The 14,876-nt window shown below is 66.1% G+C and carries 15 protein-coding genes; 10 read left to right on the top strand and 5 right to left on the bottom strand.

The window, feature by feature from the left end:
- Nucleotide 1: 1 nt before the first annotated feature.
- Nucleotides 2-1,747: an arginine--tRNA ligase gene (argS, locus tag E0504_RS11525; protein ID WP_131624539.1), complete on the bottom strand. Its 1,746-nt coding sequence runs from the start codon at nt 1,745-1,747 to the stop codon at nt 2-4.
- Between the two features lie 67 nt (nt 1,748-1,814).
- Nucleotides 1,815-2,471 carry a hypothetical protein gene (locus tag E0504_RS11520; protein WP_131624175.1) on the bottom strand — a complete coding sequence of 219 codons (657 nt, stop codon included), beginning with the start codon at nt 2,469-2,471 and terminating at the stop codon, nt 1,815-1,817.
- Nucleotides 2,472-2,545: 74 nt separating this feature from the next.
- On the opposite strand from E0504_RS11520, the gene ispH reads away from it, so the two are divergent.
- From ispH to rnhA, 3 genes are read left to right on the top strand one after another with little or no spacing between them, the layout of a single operon-like run.
- The gene (gene ispH / locus E0504_RS11515) at nt 2,546-3,520 is read left to right on the top strand and encodes a 4-hydroxy-3-methylbut-2-enyl diphosphate reductase (RefSeq protein WP_131624173.1); all 975 of its coding nucleotides are present in this window, start codon (nt 2,546-2,548) and stop codon (nt 3,518-3,520) included.
- Nucleotides 3,520-4,479, top strand: a complete 960-nt coding sequence (thrB, locus tag E0504_RS11510) for a homoserine kinase (RefSeq protein WP_131624171.1) — start codon at nt 3,520-3,522, stop codon at nt 4,477-4,479. Before ispH ends, thrB begins: the two co-directional genes overlap by 1 nt.
- Nucleotides 4,476-4,916 (top strand): ribonuclease HI, encoded by a 441-nt coding sequence (gene rnhA / locus E0504_RS11505; protein ID WP_131624169.1) that lies wholly within the window; start codon nt 4,476-4,478, stop codon nt 4,914-4,916. The genes thrB and rnhA overlap by 4 nt, the downstream gene beginning before the upstream one ends.
- Here rnhA and E0504_RS11500 read toward each other — a convergent pair.
- Nucleotides 4,913-6,013 carry an FAD-binding oxidoreductase gene (locus tag E0504_RS11500; RefSeq protein WP_131624167.1) on the bottom strand — a complete coding sequence of 367 codons (1,101 nt, stop codon included), beginning with the start codon at nt 6,011-6,013 and terminating at the stop codon, nt 4,913-4,915. The two genes, rnhA and E0504_RS11500, sit on opposite strands and share 4 nt — an antisense overlap.
- On the bottom strand, nt 6,010-6,966 hold the full coding sequence (locus E0504_RS11495; RefSeq protein WP_131624537.1) for an alpha/beta fold hydrolase: 957 nt from the start codon (nt 6,964-6,966) through the stop codon (nt 6,010-6,012). Before E0504_RS11495 ends, E0504_RS11500 begins: the two co-directional genes overlap by 4 nt.
- Before the next feature lie 92 nt (nt 6,967-7,058).
- Between E0504_RS11495 and E0504_RS11490 the strand changes: the two genes are divergently transcribed.
- The 7 genes from E0504_RS11490 (at nt 7,059) to E0504_RS11460 (ending at nt 14,372) form a co-directional block, all read left to right on the top strand.
- Nucleotides 7,059-7,547, top strand: a complete 489-nt coding sequence (locus tag E0504_RS11490; RefSeq protein WP_131624165.1) for a prepilin peptidase — start codon at nt 7,059-7,061, stop codon at nt 7,545-7,547.
- 87 nt (nt 7,548-7,634) lie between these two features.
- Nucleotides 7,635-8,735 carry a Flp pilus assembly protein CpaB gene (gene cpaB / locus E0504_RS11485; protein WP_131624163.1) on the top strand — a complete coding sequence of 367 codons (1,101 nt, stop codon included), beginning with the start codon at nt 7,635-7,637 and terminating at the stop codon, nt 8,733-8,735.
- Nucleotides 8,736-8,746: 11 nt separating this feature from the next.
- Nucleotides 8,747-10,360: a type II and III secretion system protein family protein gene (locus tag E0504_RS11480; RefSeq protein WP_207912479.1), complete on the top strand. Its 1,614-nt coding sequence runs from the start codon at nt 8,747-8,749 to the stop codon at nt 10,358-10,360.
- 12 nt (nt 10,361-10,372) lie between these two features.
- The gene (locus E0504_RS11475) at nt 10,373-11,023 is read left to right on the top strand and encodes a CpaD family pilus assembly lipoprotein (protein WP_131624161.1); all 651 of its coding nucleotides are present in this window, start codon (nt 10,373-10,375) and stop codon (nt 11,021-11,023) included.
- A gap of 3 nt (nt 11,024-11,026) precedes the next feature.
- Nucleotides 11,027-12,304, top strand: a complete 1,278-nt coding sequence (locus tag E0504_RS11470; protein ID WP_131624160.1) for a pilus assembly protein CpaE — start codon at nt 11,027-11,029, stop codon at nt 12,302-12,304.
- 71 nt (nt 12,305-12,375) lie between these two features.
- Entirely contained in the window at nt 12,376-13,347 is a 972-nt protein-coding gene (locus tag E0504_RS11465) for a type II secretion system F family protein (RefSeq protein WP_131624159.1), read from the top strand.
- Nucleotides 13,348-13,361: 14 nt separating this feature from the next.
- Nucleotides 13,362-14,372, top strand: a complete 1,011-nt coding sequence (locus E0504_RS11460; RefSeq protein ID WP_131624158.1) for a type II secretion system F family protein — start codon at nt 13,362-13,364, stop codon at nt 14,370-14,372.
- 21 nt (nt 14,373-14,393) lie between these two features.
- Here E0504_RS11460 and E0504_RS11455 read toward each other — a convergent pair whose 3' ends face one another.
- Nucleotides 14,394-14,873 (bottom strand): MarR family winged helix-turn-helix transcriptional regulator, encoded by a 480-nt coding sequence (locus tag E0504_RS11455; RefSeq protein ID WP_131624157.1) that lies wholly within the window; start codon nt 14,871-14,873, stop codon nt 14,394-14,396.
- Nucleotides 14,874-14,876: the final 3 nt, after the last annotated feature.

Here is a 14,876-nt window from a genome sequence, read left to right as displayed (position 1 = left end):
CTTACATCTCCTCGACAGCCTCGACGCCCAGTAGCGCAAGACCGTTACGGATAACTTGCCCGATCTGTTGACCAAGGAAAAGCCTCGCGCCGGTAAGCGCCGGGTCCTGTGCCACGATGAAGCGTTTCTCGGGCGCGTCGTTGCCGGCATTCCAGAAGGCGTGGAGTGCGGCGGCAAGATCATAGAGGAAGAACGCGATCCGATGCGGCTCACGCGCCGCAGCGGCAGCCTCGACCAGCCGGGGAAACTGTGCCGCGTGCTTGATCAGCGACAGTTCTTCAGCGCCGAGACGCTCGATCGCGGCAGGGTCGGGACCGAGCCCTTCTGCCGCGGCCTTGCGCAACGTGGAGTGGATCCGCGCGCTGGCGTACTGGACGTAGAACACCGGGTTGTCCTTCGACGCCTCGACCACCTTGGCGAAGTCGAACTCCATCTGCGCTTCGGGCTTGCGCGTCAGCATCGTGAACCGGACCACGTCCTTGCCGACTTCGCGCACCACGTCCGCGAGCGTCACGAACGTGCCGGAGCGCTTCGACATCTTTACTGGCTCGCCGCCGCGCAGCAGCTGGACCATCTGCACTAGCTTGACGTCGAACGGGATCGCCCGCCCCTCGCCCTGCGCCAAGGCGGCCACGGCGGCCTTGATCCGTTTCACGGTGCCGGCGTGATCCGCGCCCCAGATGTCGATCAGTTCGTCGGCCGTGGCCGCCTTTTGCATGTGATAGGCCAGATCGGCGCCGAAGTACGTCCAGTTGCCGTCGCTCTTGCGGATCGGCCGGTCCTGGTCGTCTCCGAAGCGGGTGGCGCGGAACAGCGGCAGCTCGACCGGCTCCCAGTCGTCCGGCGTCTTGCCCTTGGGTGCCTCGAGCACGCCGTCGTAAACCAGGTCATGCGCGCGCATCCAGGCCTCGGCTTCGGCTGGTTTGCCCGCCTGCTGCAACTCCGCCTCAGACGCGAACTCATCGTGTTCGATCCCGAGCAACGCGAGGTCGGCCCGGATCATGTCCATCATCGCGTGGACGACGATCGGCCGCAACTCAGGCAGCCATTCGCTCTCGGGCGCGTTCACGAACCGCGGACCGAACTGAGCCGCCAGCGTCTTGCCGACCGGGACGAGGTAATCCCCGGGGTAGAGCCCTTCGGGAATGTCGCCGATGGTTTCGCCTAGCGCCTCCCGGTAACGCAAGTGCGCCGAGCGGGCGAGCACGTCGACCTGGGCGCCCGCATCGTTGATGTAGTATTCGCGGGTGACGGGATGGCCGACGAACTCGAGCAGCGTGGCGAGCGCGTCTCCCACCACCGCGCCCCGGCAGTGGCCCATGTGCATGGGGCCCGTGGGATTGGCCGATACGTATTCGACGTTCACGCGCCGCCCCGCGCCGGTGGTGGCGCGGCCGTAATTCGCACCTAGCGCCGCAATCGCCTGAAGCTCGTCCAGCCAGACGGAGTCCGCCAGCCGCAGGTTGATGAACCCGGGTCCGGCGATTTCAGCCGCGGCGACGGCGGGTTCGCGGCTCAGATGCTCGACGATCTTTTCCGCCAGCGAGCGGGGATTGGTCGCCGCCGCTTTGGCCAGCACCATCGCGGCATTGGTCGCGAGGTCGCCGTGGGTTGGATCGCGCGGCGGTTCTACGGTGACCGCTGCCTCCGATGCTCCGGGAGGAAGCGCGCCTTCCAGTTCGAGCGCGCGCAGGACCGCGCCGATGCGCGCCGCAAAGGCCGCGTGAAGGGTCTGGGTGTCTGACATGGCGGCGCGGGTTACCGGATCGGCGGCAAAGCGCAAGCCACGCGCGGGGCAGGAAGGGGAGCGGCGCCTAGCGGGTCGCGTTGTAGGCCAGTTGCTGCTCGGTGAGCTGGAAGCCGACCAAGAGTTCGAACGTGGCCCGGGCGACGGCCGCCTTGACCGCGGGATCGCTCAACGGATCAATCGCCGCATCCTCGTCGCCTGCCTTCCGCCGGCGCGTGATCTGATCGCGGATGTCCTGCGGCAAGGTCGCCTCAGCGCGGTCGACGTAAGCGCCTGCCTGGGCCCGCGCCTGAGCACGCTCCTGACCGTCGGCGAAGCTCAGCGTCACCTGCCCGATGCGCTTGGTCACCACCGACGATCCGCCCCGCAGCACTACGGAATAATAGGGTAATGTGACCTGACGCGCGCCCCGCGTGTCGGTGCGCCGGGCGAGGACGTCGAACGTCGCATTGGAATACACCCTGTCGCCGCCGGTCGCATCGTCGCAAGTGGACCGCAGGTTAGTGATCGCCGCCGTCAGGTCGATGTTCGCTGCACTGGTATCTCCCGGCACGCGAAAGACAGTAACGTCGCCGGTGTAGTTGGGCACGCCGACGGCCGGGCACACTGTGCGGATCGCCGAAATGCCGACACCCTGATCCACCACCAGTTCACCAGCGGTCTTGCAGCCAGCCAGCGCGATACCCATCGTCAGGAAGACAGCAAGGCGAAGGCGATTGATCATGTTTGGCACGGTCCCGGTTGTCATTGCAGCCGCCGCCCTAGCGGCGCACGCGGCGAAGCGCTAGGGGGCGACCGATGAACGCGCGCTTGCAACCCTCCCGCTCCGCTGACCAGCGCAAGCCCCTGCAGTTGCTGATCGCCGCACCGCGCGGTTTCTGCGCCGGCGTCGACCGCGCGATCGAGATCGTCGAGCGCGCGATCGAACGGTACGGCGTGCCCGTCTACGTCCGGCACGAGATCGTTCACAACCAGTACGTGGTCGATGCCCTCAAGGCGCAGGGCGCCATCTTCGTGGAAGAACTGGACGAGGTGCCTGACGGTGCCCCGGTCGTGTTCAGCGCCCACGGCGTGCCCAAATCGGTACCCGTGGAAGCGCAGCGGCGCACGATGACGTGGGTCGATGCAACCTGCCCGCTGGTGAGCAAGGTGCACCGCCAGGCTGAACGTCAGGTAGAGGCCGGACGGCATATTCTGTTCATCGGCCACCGGGGTCACCCGGAAGTGATCGGCACCATGGGTCAGGTGCCCGAAGGATCGATCACCCTCGTCGAAACCCTCACCGATGTCGGCACGCTGAATTTCCTCCCTGACCTGCCGCTCGCGTTCCTGACCCAGACGACCCTGTCGGTCGATGACACGCGAGAGATCGTTGCTGCGCTACAGGCCCGGTTCCCGGACATCGTGGGTCCAAAGGCGGAAGACATCTGCTACGCCACCTCGAACCGTCAGGCCGCGGTCAAGGCAATTGCCCCCGGCAGCGACCTGGTGCTGGTGATCGGTGCCACCAACTCGTCTAATTCGGTCCGCCTGGTAGAGGTTGCCATGCGCATGGGCACCGATGCCAGGTTGATCCAGCGGGCGAGCGACATCGACCCGGCTTGGCTTGACGGCGTGGGCACGGTCGGCCTCACGGCGGGCGCCTCGGCTCCTGAAAAGCTGGTGCGCGAAGTGGTCGAGCAGCTTGCCCAGTGGCGCACCGTCGAAGAACGCACCATCGTCACCACTGAGGAGAAGATGGTGTTCAAGCTGCCCCGCCAGCTGATCGACTAGTGGCGGTCTACACGCACCTGGGGGCAGAGGATCTGGCGTCACTGATCGCCGAGTACGACGTCGGCGGGCTGATTTCCGCGAAGGGCATTGCCGAGGGGATCTCGAACTCCAACTGGCTGATCGAAACCGAACGCGGGCGGTATATCCTGACAATGTACGAACGGCGCATCGACCTGGCGGACCTGCCGTTCTTTCTTGGCCTGCTCGACCATCTGTCGGAACGGGGCTGTGCCGTGCCGCGCACCATCCACGACCGGACAGGCGCCGCGTGGCGGGAGATGGGCGGCAAGGCGGTGGCGCTGATCGAGTTTCTGCCCGGCGTGTCGGTCGATCGGCCCACGGCGGCGCAAGCTCACGCGGTCGGCGCGGCCCTGGCTCAGGTACACCTGGCGGGGCTGGATTTCGCGCTCGAACGCGACAATGCGCTGGGGGTGGCGCAAACGGCCGGCACCCTTGCGCACTACGACGCCATGGCCCTCGGCCAGATTAATCCGGTGTTGCCCGGGGTCGTCGCCGTCGCAACGGACGTGCGCGATCGCTGGCCGGGCGATCTGCCGCGTTCGGTTTGCCATACCGATCTGTTTCCCGATAACGTCCTGATGCTGGGCGACGCCGTCAGCGGGATGATCGACTTCTATTTCGCCTGCAACGAGGCGATGGCGTACGATCTGGCGGTCACGCACGCAGCGTGGAGTTTCGACCGCCGGGGCAGCAATTTCGCACCCGCGATCGGCGCGGCTCTAATCGACGGTTACGATGCGGTGCGGCCGCTGCAGGATGATGAACGCGCCGCGCTTCCGGTGCTTGCACAAGGCGCGTGCCTGCGCTTCGTAGCCAGCCGTGCCGAGGATTGGCTCGACACCCCAACCGACGCGCTCGTGACCAGGAAGGATCCGATGGACTACGTGCGGCGCTTGAATTTCTATGCCGAGGCGGGGCAAGGCGCATTCGCTTCATGAAGCAGGTTGAAATCTTCACAGACGGGGCTTGCAAGGGCAATCCGGGACCCGGCGGCTGGGGCGCGCTGCTGCGCATGGGCGCACATGAGAAGGAATTATCGGGCGGAGACCCGGCAACGACCAACAACCGCATGGAACTGACCGCGGCCATCAGGGCGCTCGAGGCGCTGATCGAACCGTGCGCGATCAAACTCCATTCCGACAGCAAGTACGTGCTCGATGGAATCACCAAGTGGGTTCACGGCTGGCAGAAGAACGGGTGGAAGAACGCCAGCAAGCAGCCCGTTCGCAATGCCGATCTGTGGCATGAGCTGATTGCCGCCGCCAGGCCGCATCAGGTCGAGTGGGTGTGGGTGAAGGGGCATAGCGGCCACGCGGAAAACGACCGGGTCGATGCGCTCGCCTGTGCGGCTGCCGAGCAGGCTGGACGAAGTTAAAACCGCGCCGGATCGTAGAGGCCCGCGTCCAGCTCCGCAGTCATGGCGTCGCGCGGTAGATCCAGCAGCAGCTGTGCGGCCAGACGCGCCGCCGCCGGCGCGGTCTGAATGCCGAACCCGCCTTGCCCGGCGAACCAGAACAGACCCTCGACCGCCGGATCGTAGCCATAGACTGGCAGCCGGTCGGGTGCGAACGATCGCAGTCCTGCCCACTTGCGCTCCACTGCCGCCACGCGCCAGTCGACAACGGTTTCGAACCGGGCAATCGCTTCAGCCACGGCGAGTGCCTCGGGCGCTGCATCGCACGGCGGCGATGGTTCTTCGTCATGGGGGCTCAGCCACAGCCGGCCGCTTTCCGGCTTGAAATAGAAACGGCCAGCGATGTCGAGCACCAGCGGCAGGGTGGCGGGCGGCGCGGGGTCTGTGCGCAGCTGGGCGACCGTCCGCCGTAGAGGCTGGATGCCCTTGGGCCGAGCACCTACTAGCGCGGCGAACGTATCGGCCCACGCGCCCGCTGCGTTCGCCACCACTCGGGCGCTGAAGCGCTCATTATGCGCATCTGTCAGTATCCAGCCGGCTTCCGTACGCTCCGCACCGACGATCTGTGCGCGGGTCACCAAGCGCACGCCGCTTTTGCGCGCGGTTGCGAGATAATGCTGGTGCAGCGCGCTGACATCGATGTCGGCGCAGGCAGGCTCCCACACCGCTCCGACCCACCCAGGGCGCAATCCGGACAGATGCGCCGTCAGCCCCTCCCGGTCGAGGCGTTCGATGTGGACTCCGCTGCCTTCGAAGCGCTCCATGAACGCGTCAAGCGCGGGCGCGTCGTCTTCCCGTCCGATATACAGCGCACCACGCGGACTGAGGAACCCGTTGTCTCGCAACCAGGGCCCGGATGCGAGCGTCAGCGGGACGACGTCCGGACCGCCATAGCACTCCTCCCAAAACGCCGCGGACCGCCCGGTGGTGTGGTAGCCGGGCTGATCCTCGGCCTCGATCAGCACGACGCTCTGCGCACCCTGCGCCGCCAGTTCTGCGGCAAGGCTGGCGCCAGCAATGCCTGCGCCGACAACTGCGATGTCGAACCCCGCCGTCATCCGGAGATCCGGTCGAGAAATGCATCGATCGAGGTCATGGCTTGCGTGCGGACAGCGTCGGACTCCCGCAGGATTTCGTGCCGCGCCTCTGGCCCGAATGTCACCAATTCGACATTCGGCAGACGGACCGCCGCATCAGCGATGGCGCGATAGGCCACCAGCTTGTCCTCGCGAGCCGCCAGCATCAGCGTCGGCACGGCGACCGCTTCAAGCACGCCCGGTCTCAACAAGCTTCGCATGGAGGCGGAGGCCCGCTCCACCCAGCCCCAGCTTCCTGGACCCATGACGAGGTCGGGCCGCTGCTGGCGCCACCATAATTCATCTGCATACCGGGCAGGATCGTGCGTCAAAAGGTGCTCTCGCGAGGCGGGCGGCTCGCCCGGTTTTTCGCTCCACTTCCAGGCAGGGCGGCGTGCGTCGCCGAGCGAAAGCATCACTCGCGCAAGCGCGTGCGTCACGCCTGTCGGCAGCCGTCCAGCCAACCCCAGCATCGGCGCCACGAGCACCAGGCCGTCAGGCTGCACCGCCCTTTCGGCAGTTGCGCGCAATGCGAGATGCGCACCCATCGAGTGGCCGGCCAAGACGTGGGGGCCAGGCGTCTCGGCAGACCACTGCGCCCACAGCGCTGCGAGATCCGCGACCCACACGGCGAAATCCTCGATATGCCCGGTGACGGCATCGATACCCAATCGGCCGGAGCCGGCCTGGCCGCGCCAGTCGGCGGCGGTGACCCGCCAGCCCCTGCTCTGCCAGTGAACCAGCGCTTCCAGGTATTTCTCGTAGAAATCGCCGCGACCGCCGAGAAACAGGATGGATCCGCGCGTCTCGTCCTGCGGCAAGTCGATGCGGCGAACCCTGTGGCCGTCAGGCGCGATCCATAGACTTTCCTGCGCGTCTGCAGGGATCGCACGCCGATCGGCCGAAACGCCGGCGAAGGCTTTGGCTTGGCTAATGGGGACCCTCCGGCTGTGGTTACTTTTTGGTAAGCCATGCGCGCTAACACTGAGGCTTCGGGACCCTCTGCGGGTCTTTGGGGGCTTACTCAATGTTGGGCGGATATCTGCAATACGGGCTGCTCGTAGCCTTGGCAATTGCGCTGCTGGTCGCCGCGGCGACCGATTGGCGCCGGCGCCAGATCGACAACTGGCTCAACCTCGCGATCGCCCTTGCCGCGCCGCTTTTCTGGTGGGCGAGCGGCCTTTCGCTGTGGCCCGAAGTTGCGCTGCAACTGGGCGTGGGCGTGGCTGCGTTCGCGGTCTTCGCGGCGATGTTCGCGATGAAGTGGATGGGCGGCGGCGATGTGAAGCTGCTGACCGCGCTGGCCCTGTGGATCGAGCCCGAATGGTTTCTGCGGCTGCTGATCGTCATGGCATTGGCCGGCGGCGTTCTGACGCTGGTGCTCGGCGCATGGCACGTCACGCGCCGCCAGCGGGACCGTCTTGCCATCCCCTACGGGGTCGCAATCGCCACCGCCGGATTGTGGGTTCTCGGCACCCATTACTTGCCAGCCGCACAAAGCGCGCTGGTTGGGTGAACTCGATGTTAACCCTTTTCGCTTAACCACGAATTTCATTCCGGCCCGTCGGGATCATACGGGCTGCATAAGGGGGCTTTGACAGCCATGGACAGGAAGAAGCTGCTGCTGCTGGTTGGTGCTCTGGCAATCGCCATCGTGACCGCCGTGATGGCTCGGAGCATGTTTGCCGGATCGTCGGCACCGGACGCACAGGCCGCACCGGCGGTGCCGCAAGGACCGAAGGTACTGGTCGCCCAGCGCGTGCTGCCGACCGGCACGATCATCACGGCTGATGCCATCGGCTTCCAGCCCTGGCCCAAAGAGCTCGTGAAGGACGCCTACTACATCGATGGCGAATCCGATGTGTCGAAGCTGCTGGGCACCGTGGTGCGCTTCCCGGTCACGGCCGGCGAGCCGGTGACGCAAGGCTCGCTGGTGGCACCGGGCGATCGGGGCTTCCTGGCCGCGGCACTGGGTCCCGGCATGCGTGCCGTCACCGTTCCCGTTTCTGCCAAGACGGGCGTCGGCGGCTTCATCTTCCCGGGTGACCGGGTCGACCTGATGCTGACGCAGACCGTCAAGAGCAACGGCGATTCGGGCGACCTGAAGGCGTCCGAAACGATCCTGCGCAACATCCGCGTGCTGGCGACCGACCAGTCGACCACTCAGGAAAAGTCCGAGAACGGCACCACGGTCGTCAAGCAGTTCCGCACCGTGACGCTGGAAGTGACGCCCAAGATCGCCGAAAAGGTGGCAGTCGCGCAGACCATCGGCACTCTCAGCCTGTCGCTGCGGTCGATCGCTGACAGCCAGTCCGAGCTTGAGCGGGCGATCGCCCAGGGCGATGTGAAGATCCCCGATGGCGCGACTCCCGAACAGGAAGAGAAGCTCCTTGCCGCCGCGATGAACCGCCCCAGCGATGGCGCCTCCACCTTCCAGACCGGCGGCGACGTGTCCCGCTTCCAGCGCCGCACGATGCCGGCACCGGCCCCTGCGATGGGCGCCGCTCCGACCATCAGCGCGGCAGGTCCGGCACCGCGGGGCTATGCTCCGGCACCGGCACCCCGCTCGGTCGTCACCGTGACCCGCGGCAAGGACGCCAGCACCGTCACCATCTCACGCAACGGCCAAGTCCTGGAAAGCCAGGCGGGCGCCATCCAGAACGGCGGCCAGGTGGTCTCCGGCACGCTCGGCATGATGCCGTGAAGGGGCCTGCAATGACCGCGACCCGCATCTACGGCAAAGACCTGTTCCATTCGAGGGGCCAGACAATGAACCGCCGCTTTACTTCAACGCTGCTGATGCTCGGCATCGCCGCAGCGCCGCTCGCCGGGCTTCCCGCCCTGCCGGCCAACGCGCAGGAAACCATCGCCCCGAGCCGCGACATCAATCTGTCGATCGGGCGCGGCGAGCTGATCACCGTACCGGGCATGATGGCCGACGTGTTCGTCGCCAACGACGGAATTGCCGACGTTCAGGTGAAGTCCGAACGCCAGCTCTACCTGTTCGGCAAGGCAGGCGGGGTAACCACCGTCTACGCGAGCAACAAGGCTGGCGCGGTGATCTGGTCGGCCAACGTGCGGGTCGGATCGAACATCGACAGCGTCGATCAGATGCTGGCGCTGGCGATGCCCGAGGCGAAGATCAGCGTTGCCACCATGGGGACCAACACGTTCCTGCTGACCGGCACGGTCGCCGCCCCGGAAGATGCTGCCGAGGCCGAGCGCCTGGTTGCGGCGTTCGTCGGGGATGAAGCGAATGTCATCAGCCGGCTGAAGACCGCGACGCCGCTGCAGGTCAACCTGCAGGTCAAGTTCGCCGAAGTCAGCCGCTCGCTGGTCCGCGCCATCGGCGCCAACCTGCAGACTGTCGATACCACCGGCGGCTTCAAGTTCGGTGTCACCACCGGGCGGGGGCCGACGTCCACCTATACCCCTGGCAGTCCTGCGGGCCTCGGCGTCGGCTTTACGTCGGCCCCGGACGGGGGAAGCCTGGTGGCGGGCACCGGCAAGGGATCGACGATCGGCTTGTTCGGCAAGTTGCTCGGACTCGACATCGCCAGCGCGTTTGACTTGGCGGAATCGGTCGGCCTCGTGACCACCCTGTCGCAGCCAAACCTGACCGCGCTGTCTGGCGAAACCGCCGACTTCCTCGCGGGCGGCGAATTTCCGATCCCGATCAGCCAGGGTCTCGGCTCGACCTCCATCGAGTACAAGAAGTACGGCGTCAGTCTGGCCTACACGCCCACGGTGCTGGCCAACGGCCGCATATCGCTGCGCGTCCGGCCGGAAGTGTCGGAGGTTTCGAGCCAGAACTCGGTTACGCTGAACGGCTTCCAGATTCCCGCGCTGACTACGCGCCGGGCGGAAACGACCATCGAGCTGGGTTCAGGCCAGAGCTTCATGATCGCCGGCTTGCTCAGCAACAACTCGCAAAACGCGATCGAGAAGACCCCCGGCGTCGGCGACGTACCGATCCTGGGCAACCTGTTCCGCTCGACCAGCTATCGTCGGGGCGAAACCGAGCTGGTGATCATCGTGACCCCGTACCTGGTGAACCCGATCGACGGCAACCAGGTCAAGCTGCCGACCGATGGCTTCAATGCGCCCAACGAGGCTGCGCGCCTGTTCGGCATGCAGGAAGCGACCAGCGGCATCGCGACCCGCCCTGAACCGACCGCGGCTCAGCAACAGATACCCGCGGGGCCGGCCATCTCGGAGGTGCAGCCCGACGCGGCCCTGCCGAGCCGCGCCGCCGGCAGCGACAAGAAACGCCGCAAGGACCGCCGCGCCGGCAACGACGCTGCCGCCCCCGGCTTCAGCTTCAACTGAGAGGTGAGAGTGATGACCAGCAAACGCTTTACCGCGGGCACCCTTGCCCTCACCCTCGCCGCTACGCTTGCCGGGTGCAACGCACCGGGAGCGATGGACAACACCAGCCTGTATTCGGTCAAGCAGCCGGTCGTGGCGCGGACCAGCTATACGCTCGACCTGGCTACAACCTATGACGGTCTGTCGCTGCCTGAACAGCAGCGCCTGTCCGCCTGGTTCGACGCGATGAACCTGCGCTATGGCGACCGGCTCTCGATCGAGGATCCAATCGCGAGCGGTGCGACCCGAGCAGCGGTCGCCCAGATCGCCGCGCGTCATGGTCTGCTGCTGGCAGACGGCGCACCAGTGACCGAAGGGTTCCTGCAACCCGGCACGGCCCGGGTGGTGATCACCCGCGCGGTCGCCAGTGTCCCCGGCTGCCCCGACTGGGGCAAGCGGAGCGACATGAATTACGAGAACGCCACGTCCCCGGGCTACGGGTGCGGGGTCAACGGCAACCTGGCGGCGATGGTCGCCAATCCCGAGGACCTGCTCCACGGCCAGGCCGGGACCGGCGAGACCGTCATCATGAGCTCGACCAAGGCGATCACGACCTACCGTGACAAGGCCAACACAGGTGCGGGCGAGCTCAAGGCCAGCTCTACCGCTTCGGGAGGAAACTAAGCCATGAACGCCCCCTGGAAACCAACCCCCGGCAACCGCGATCCGTTCGCTGCGTTCATCTGCGACGAAGCCGCGCTCGATACGCTGCGCCCGGTCGTGATCGAGCTTGGCTGGCAGCCCGAAAAGTGCGCCAAGGGCGGGTTGCGCAACGCCGTCCAGTCGCTCTCGGTGGCGGCCAGCCCGAACATCCTGATGGTCGATCTGTCGGAAAGCGGCGACCCGCTGAACGACATCAACGCGCTGGCCGAAGTGTGCGAGCCTGGAACCGTGGTGATCGCCGTCGGGCAGGTCAACGACGTGAGGCTCTACCGCGACCTGCTTGCAAGCGGGATCCATGACTATCTGCTAAAGCCGCTGTCGGCGAGCCAGCTGCGCGATGCACTGAATCACGCCCAGGCGGTATTCGCGGCGCCCAAGGCAAACGACCCGGATGCGGCCAAGCGCCACATCTCGACCGCCGTGGTCGGCACGCGTGGAGGCGTCGGCGCCTCGACCATCGCGACGTCGCTCGCGTGGTTGTTTTCGGCCGACCACAAGCTGCCGACGGCGCTGCTCGATCTCGACGTGCACTTCGGTACGGGCGCGTTGGCGCTCGACCTGGAGCCGGGCCGGGGCCTGACCGACGCGATCGACAACCCCAGCCGGATCGACGGCCTGTTCATCGAACGGGCGATGATCCGCGCGAACGACAACCTCGCGATCCTCTCGGCAGAGGCACCGATCAACTCGCCCCTGATGACCGATGGCAGCGCCTTCGTTCAGCTGGAGGAGGAATTCCGTCACGCGTTCGAGATGACGGTGATCGATCTCCCGCGGAACATGCTGATCAACTTCCCGCACCTGCTGGCCGACGTGAACGTGGTCATCCTGGCTACCGAGATGACGCTCGCCAGCGCGCGCGACACGATCCGCATTCTCAGCTGGCTCAAGAGCAACGCGGCCCACGCCCAGCCGGTCATCGTCGCCAACAAAATCCAGAACGGGGTGGCGGAGATCAGCAAGGCGGATTTCGAGGCTTCGATCGAGCGCAAGATCGACTTCTCCGTGCCGTATGACCTCAAGGCGGCGTCCAACGCTGCCAAGCTGGGCCAGACCTTCGCCGACGCGAACCGCACCAGCAAGGCAAGCGCAGCCCTGCGGGAGCTCGCGGAACGGGTCATTGGCGCGAGCGACGAGGAAGCGGTCGACGGCCCGGCGGGCAAGAAATCCCTGCTCGGCAGCTTCGACTTCAAGTCGCTGCTGGCGAAGAAAGACAAGGCCGGCGCGCGGGCGGACGCATGACCCCAGGGCGCTGCGCCGTCATCGGTGCGGCGACTGCGGGGCGGTATGGGAACGAGAGGCGGTAGGGTTCGATGAGCATTTTTCAGCTAATGCTGTTCGCCGGAGGCCTAATGGCTGTGCTGGCGCTCGGCTACACCGCCCTCGCCGGCCCGTCGGCTGCCAAGGAAGGCACGCGGCGGCTTCAAGCTGTGCGCTACCGCCACTCGGAAAGCACGGACACCAAGGTTGAATCGCAGCTCAAGAAGGCGATCGCTGCCCGCAAGCCGAAGACGTTCAAGATCGCAGGATCGGGGTCGCGCACGGAAGCACTCGCCGGGCGGCTGGACCGGACTGGCAAGTCGTGGACGATCACGCAGTATCTTTATGCCACGATGGGCATCGCCCTGGCTGTCGCGGTCATCCTCTATCTGCGCACCGGCGCCCCGATGCTGTCGCTGGGCCTCGGGCTGTTCGCCGGCGCCGGCATCCCGCACTTCGTGGTCAATTTCCACGTCAAGCGGCGGACCAACAGGTTCAATGCTAAGTTTCCCGATGCGATCGAGCTGCTGGTTCGCGGCCTGCGCTCCGGCTTGCCCGTCACCGAAACGCTGACGATCGTCTCTCACGAGGTTCCCGGGCCGGTCGGTGAGGAGTTCAAGGCGATCACTGATCGTATCCGTGTGGGCCGGACGATGGAAGAAGCGCTCCAGGAAACCGCCGATCGCCTAGGGATCCCGGAATTCAACTTCTTCTGCATCACCCTGGCCATCCAGCGCGAAACGGGCGGCAACCTAGCCGAGACGCTGTCGAACCTCGCCGACGTGCTCCGCAAGCGCGGGCAGATGAAGCTGAAGATCAAGGCGATGAGCTCTGAATCCAAGGCGTCCGCCTATATCGTCGGTGCGCTGCCGTTCATCGTGTTCATCATGATCTGGTGGATCAACCCCGGCTATGTCGGCGGGTTTTTCACCGAGGACCGCCTCATCGTCGCCGGCTTGGGCGGAATGGTGTGGATGGGCATCGGTGTGTTCATCATGGCCAAGATGGTCAGCTTCGAAATCTAACTGAGCAGGCAGCCATGATCAGCAACGCACCCGGACCCACGCTTCTCGGCTTCGACGTGATCTTCGTCGGCACGATGCTCGCGGGCATCGCCGCCTTCGCCATGATCCTGGCGATCTATGCCGCGGTTACGGTCAAGGATCCCATGGCCAAGCGCGTCAAGGCACTCGGTGCCCGGCGCGAGGAGCTGAAGGCGGGGGTGGTCAAGGCCAACGCCCGCAAGCGCGCCAGCCTGGTCCGCCGCTCGGACTCGACCGACAAGGTCAAGGAGACGCTGGCGAACCTCAAGGTGCTCCAGCAGAGCCAGCTCGAGGTCATCCAGCAAAAGCTTGCCTGGGCCGGTTACCGCAACAAGGAACTGGCGGTCTACATCATCGGGGCGCGGGCCATCGTGCCGGTCGTCATGGGTATCCTGGCGTTCGTTTTCATCTACGCGCTGAACGCGTTCCCCGAATGGGGTGACATGAAGCGGCTGTTCGCGCTCTCCGCCGCTGTCGGCCTCGGCTACAAGGCGCCCGAAATCTACCTCAAGAACAAGGCCGGCAAGCGGACCGACGCGATCCGCAAGGGCCTGCCAGACGCGCTCGACCTGCTGGTGATCTGCGCCGAAGCCGGTCTCACCGTCGATGCCGCGTTCAACCGCGTGGCGAAGGAACTGGGCCGGGCCTACCCGGAACTGGGTGACGAGTTCGCGCTCACCGCGATCGAGCTGTCGTTCCTCAACGAACGCAAGATGGCGTTCAACAACCTCGCCTACCGGTGCAACCTCGACGCGGTGAAGGGCGTGGTCACCACCATGATCCAGACCGAGCGTTACGGTACCCCGCTCGCCAGTGCGCTGCGCGTGCTGTCGGCCGAGTTCCGTAACGAGCGGATGATGCGCGCCGAAGAAAAGGCCGCGCGGCTTCCCGCGATCATGACGGTCCCGCTGATCCTGTTCATCCTGCCGACGCTGTTCATCGTCATCCTCGGCCCGGCGGCCTGTTCGATCGGCGATGCGTTCTCCGGCGGCGGCCCCGGCAAGTAACCGGCGGCACGGGCGGGCCTGCTAGTCAGGTCCGCCGGCCGCGCCTTGGTGGCCAAGTTCTGCCGATGCTTCGCGCAGCCGGGTGAGCAGGCGCGCGAACGCCTCGCGATCATCGATCGAGAACCGCTCGAACAGGCGCTCCTCCATCGCCAGTGCGAGCGGCATGATCCGCCCGTGCATTGCCCGCCCCTCCTCGGTCAGCGCCAGGTGATGCGAGCGGCCGTCGCGTTCGTTGGCGATGCGGGCAGCGAGGGCGCGATCTTCCAACGCCTTGCACGCCCGGTTCACCGCCACCTTGTCCATCAACGTCGCGCTGGTCAGTTCGCGCTGCGTGAGAGCGCCTGCGTCCCCCAGCACGGCCATCACGCGCCATTCCGGAATGCGCAGCCCGAATTGCGCGCGGTATGCATCGGCGACCCGGCCACTGACCGCGTTCGACGTCACTGACAGCAGGTACGGCAGGAAATCCGCCAGGCGCGCAGGGACAGGGGAGCGGGTCATCTG

Source organism: Parafrankia sp. BMG5.11 (assembly GCF_004337455.1).
This window is presented reverse-complemented; position numbering and strand designations above follow the sequence as displayed.

What these genes read in the sequence shown, in the direction of transcription:
- argS (WP_131624539.1), bottom strand. Translation starts at nt 1,747, where the DNA reads ATGTCAGACACCCAGACCCTTCACGCGGCCTTTGCGGCGCGCATCGGC.
- E0504_RS11520 (WP_131624175.1), bottom strand. Translation starts at nt 2,471, where the DNA reads ATGATCAATCGCCTTCGCCTTGCTGTCTTCCTGACGATGGGTATCGCG.
- ispH (WP_131624173.1), top strand. Translation starts at nt 2,546, where the DNA reads ATGAACGCGCGCTTGCAACCCTCCCGCTCCGCTGACCAGCGCAAGCCC.
- rnhA (WP_131624169.1), top strand. Translation starts at nt 4,476, where the DNA reads ATGAAGCAGGTTGAAATCTTCACAGACGGGGCTTGCAAGGGCAATCCG.
- E0504_RS11500 (WP_131624167.1), bottom strand. Translation starts at nt 6,013, where the DNA reads ATGACGGCGGGGTTCGACATCGCAGTTGTCGGCGCAGGCATTGCTGGC.
- E0504_RS11490 (WP_131624165.1), top strand. Translation starts at nt 7,059, where the DNA reads ATGTTGGGCGGATATCTGCAATACGGGCTGCTCGTAGCCTTGGCAATT.
- cpaB (WP_131624163.1), top strand. Translation starts at nt 7,635, where the DNA reads ATGGACAGGAAGAAGCTGCTGCTGCTGGTTGGTGCTCTGGCAATCGCC.
- E0504_RS11480 (WP_207912479.1), top strand. Translation starts at nt 8,747, where the DNA reads ATGACCGCGACCCGCATCTACGGCAAAGACCTGTTCCATTCGAGGGGC.
- E0504_RS11475 (WP_131624161.1), top strand. Translation starts at nt 10,373, where the DNA reads ATGACCAGCAAACGCTTTACCGCGGGCACCCTTGCCCTCACCCTCGCC.
- E0504_RS11470 (WP_131624160.1), top strand. Translation starts at nt 11,027, where the DNA reads ATGAACGCCCCCTGGAAACCAACCCCCGGCAACCGCGATCCGTTCGCT.
- E0504_RS11465 (WP_131624159.1), top strand. Translation starts at nt 12,376, where the DNA reads ATGAGCATTTTTCAGCTAATGCTGTTCGCCGGAGGCCTAATGGCTGTG.
- E0504_RS11460 (WP_131624158.1), top strand. Translation starts at nt 13,362, where the DNA reads ATGATCAGCAACGCACCCGGACCCACGCTTCTCGGCTTCGACGTGATC.
- E0504_RS11455 (WP_131624157.1), bottom strand. Translation starts at nt 14,873, where the DNA reads ATGACCCGCTCCCCTGTCCCTGCGCGCCTGGCGGATTTCCTGCCGTAC.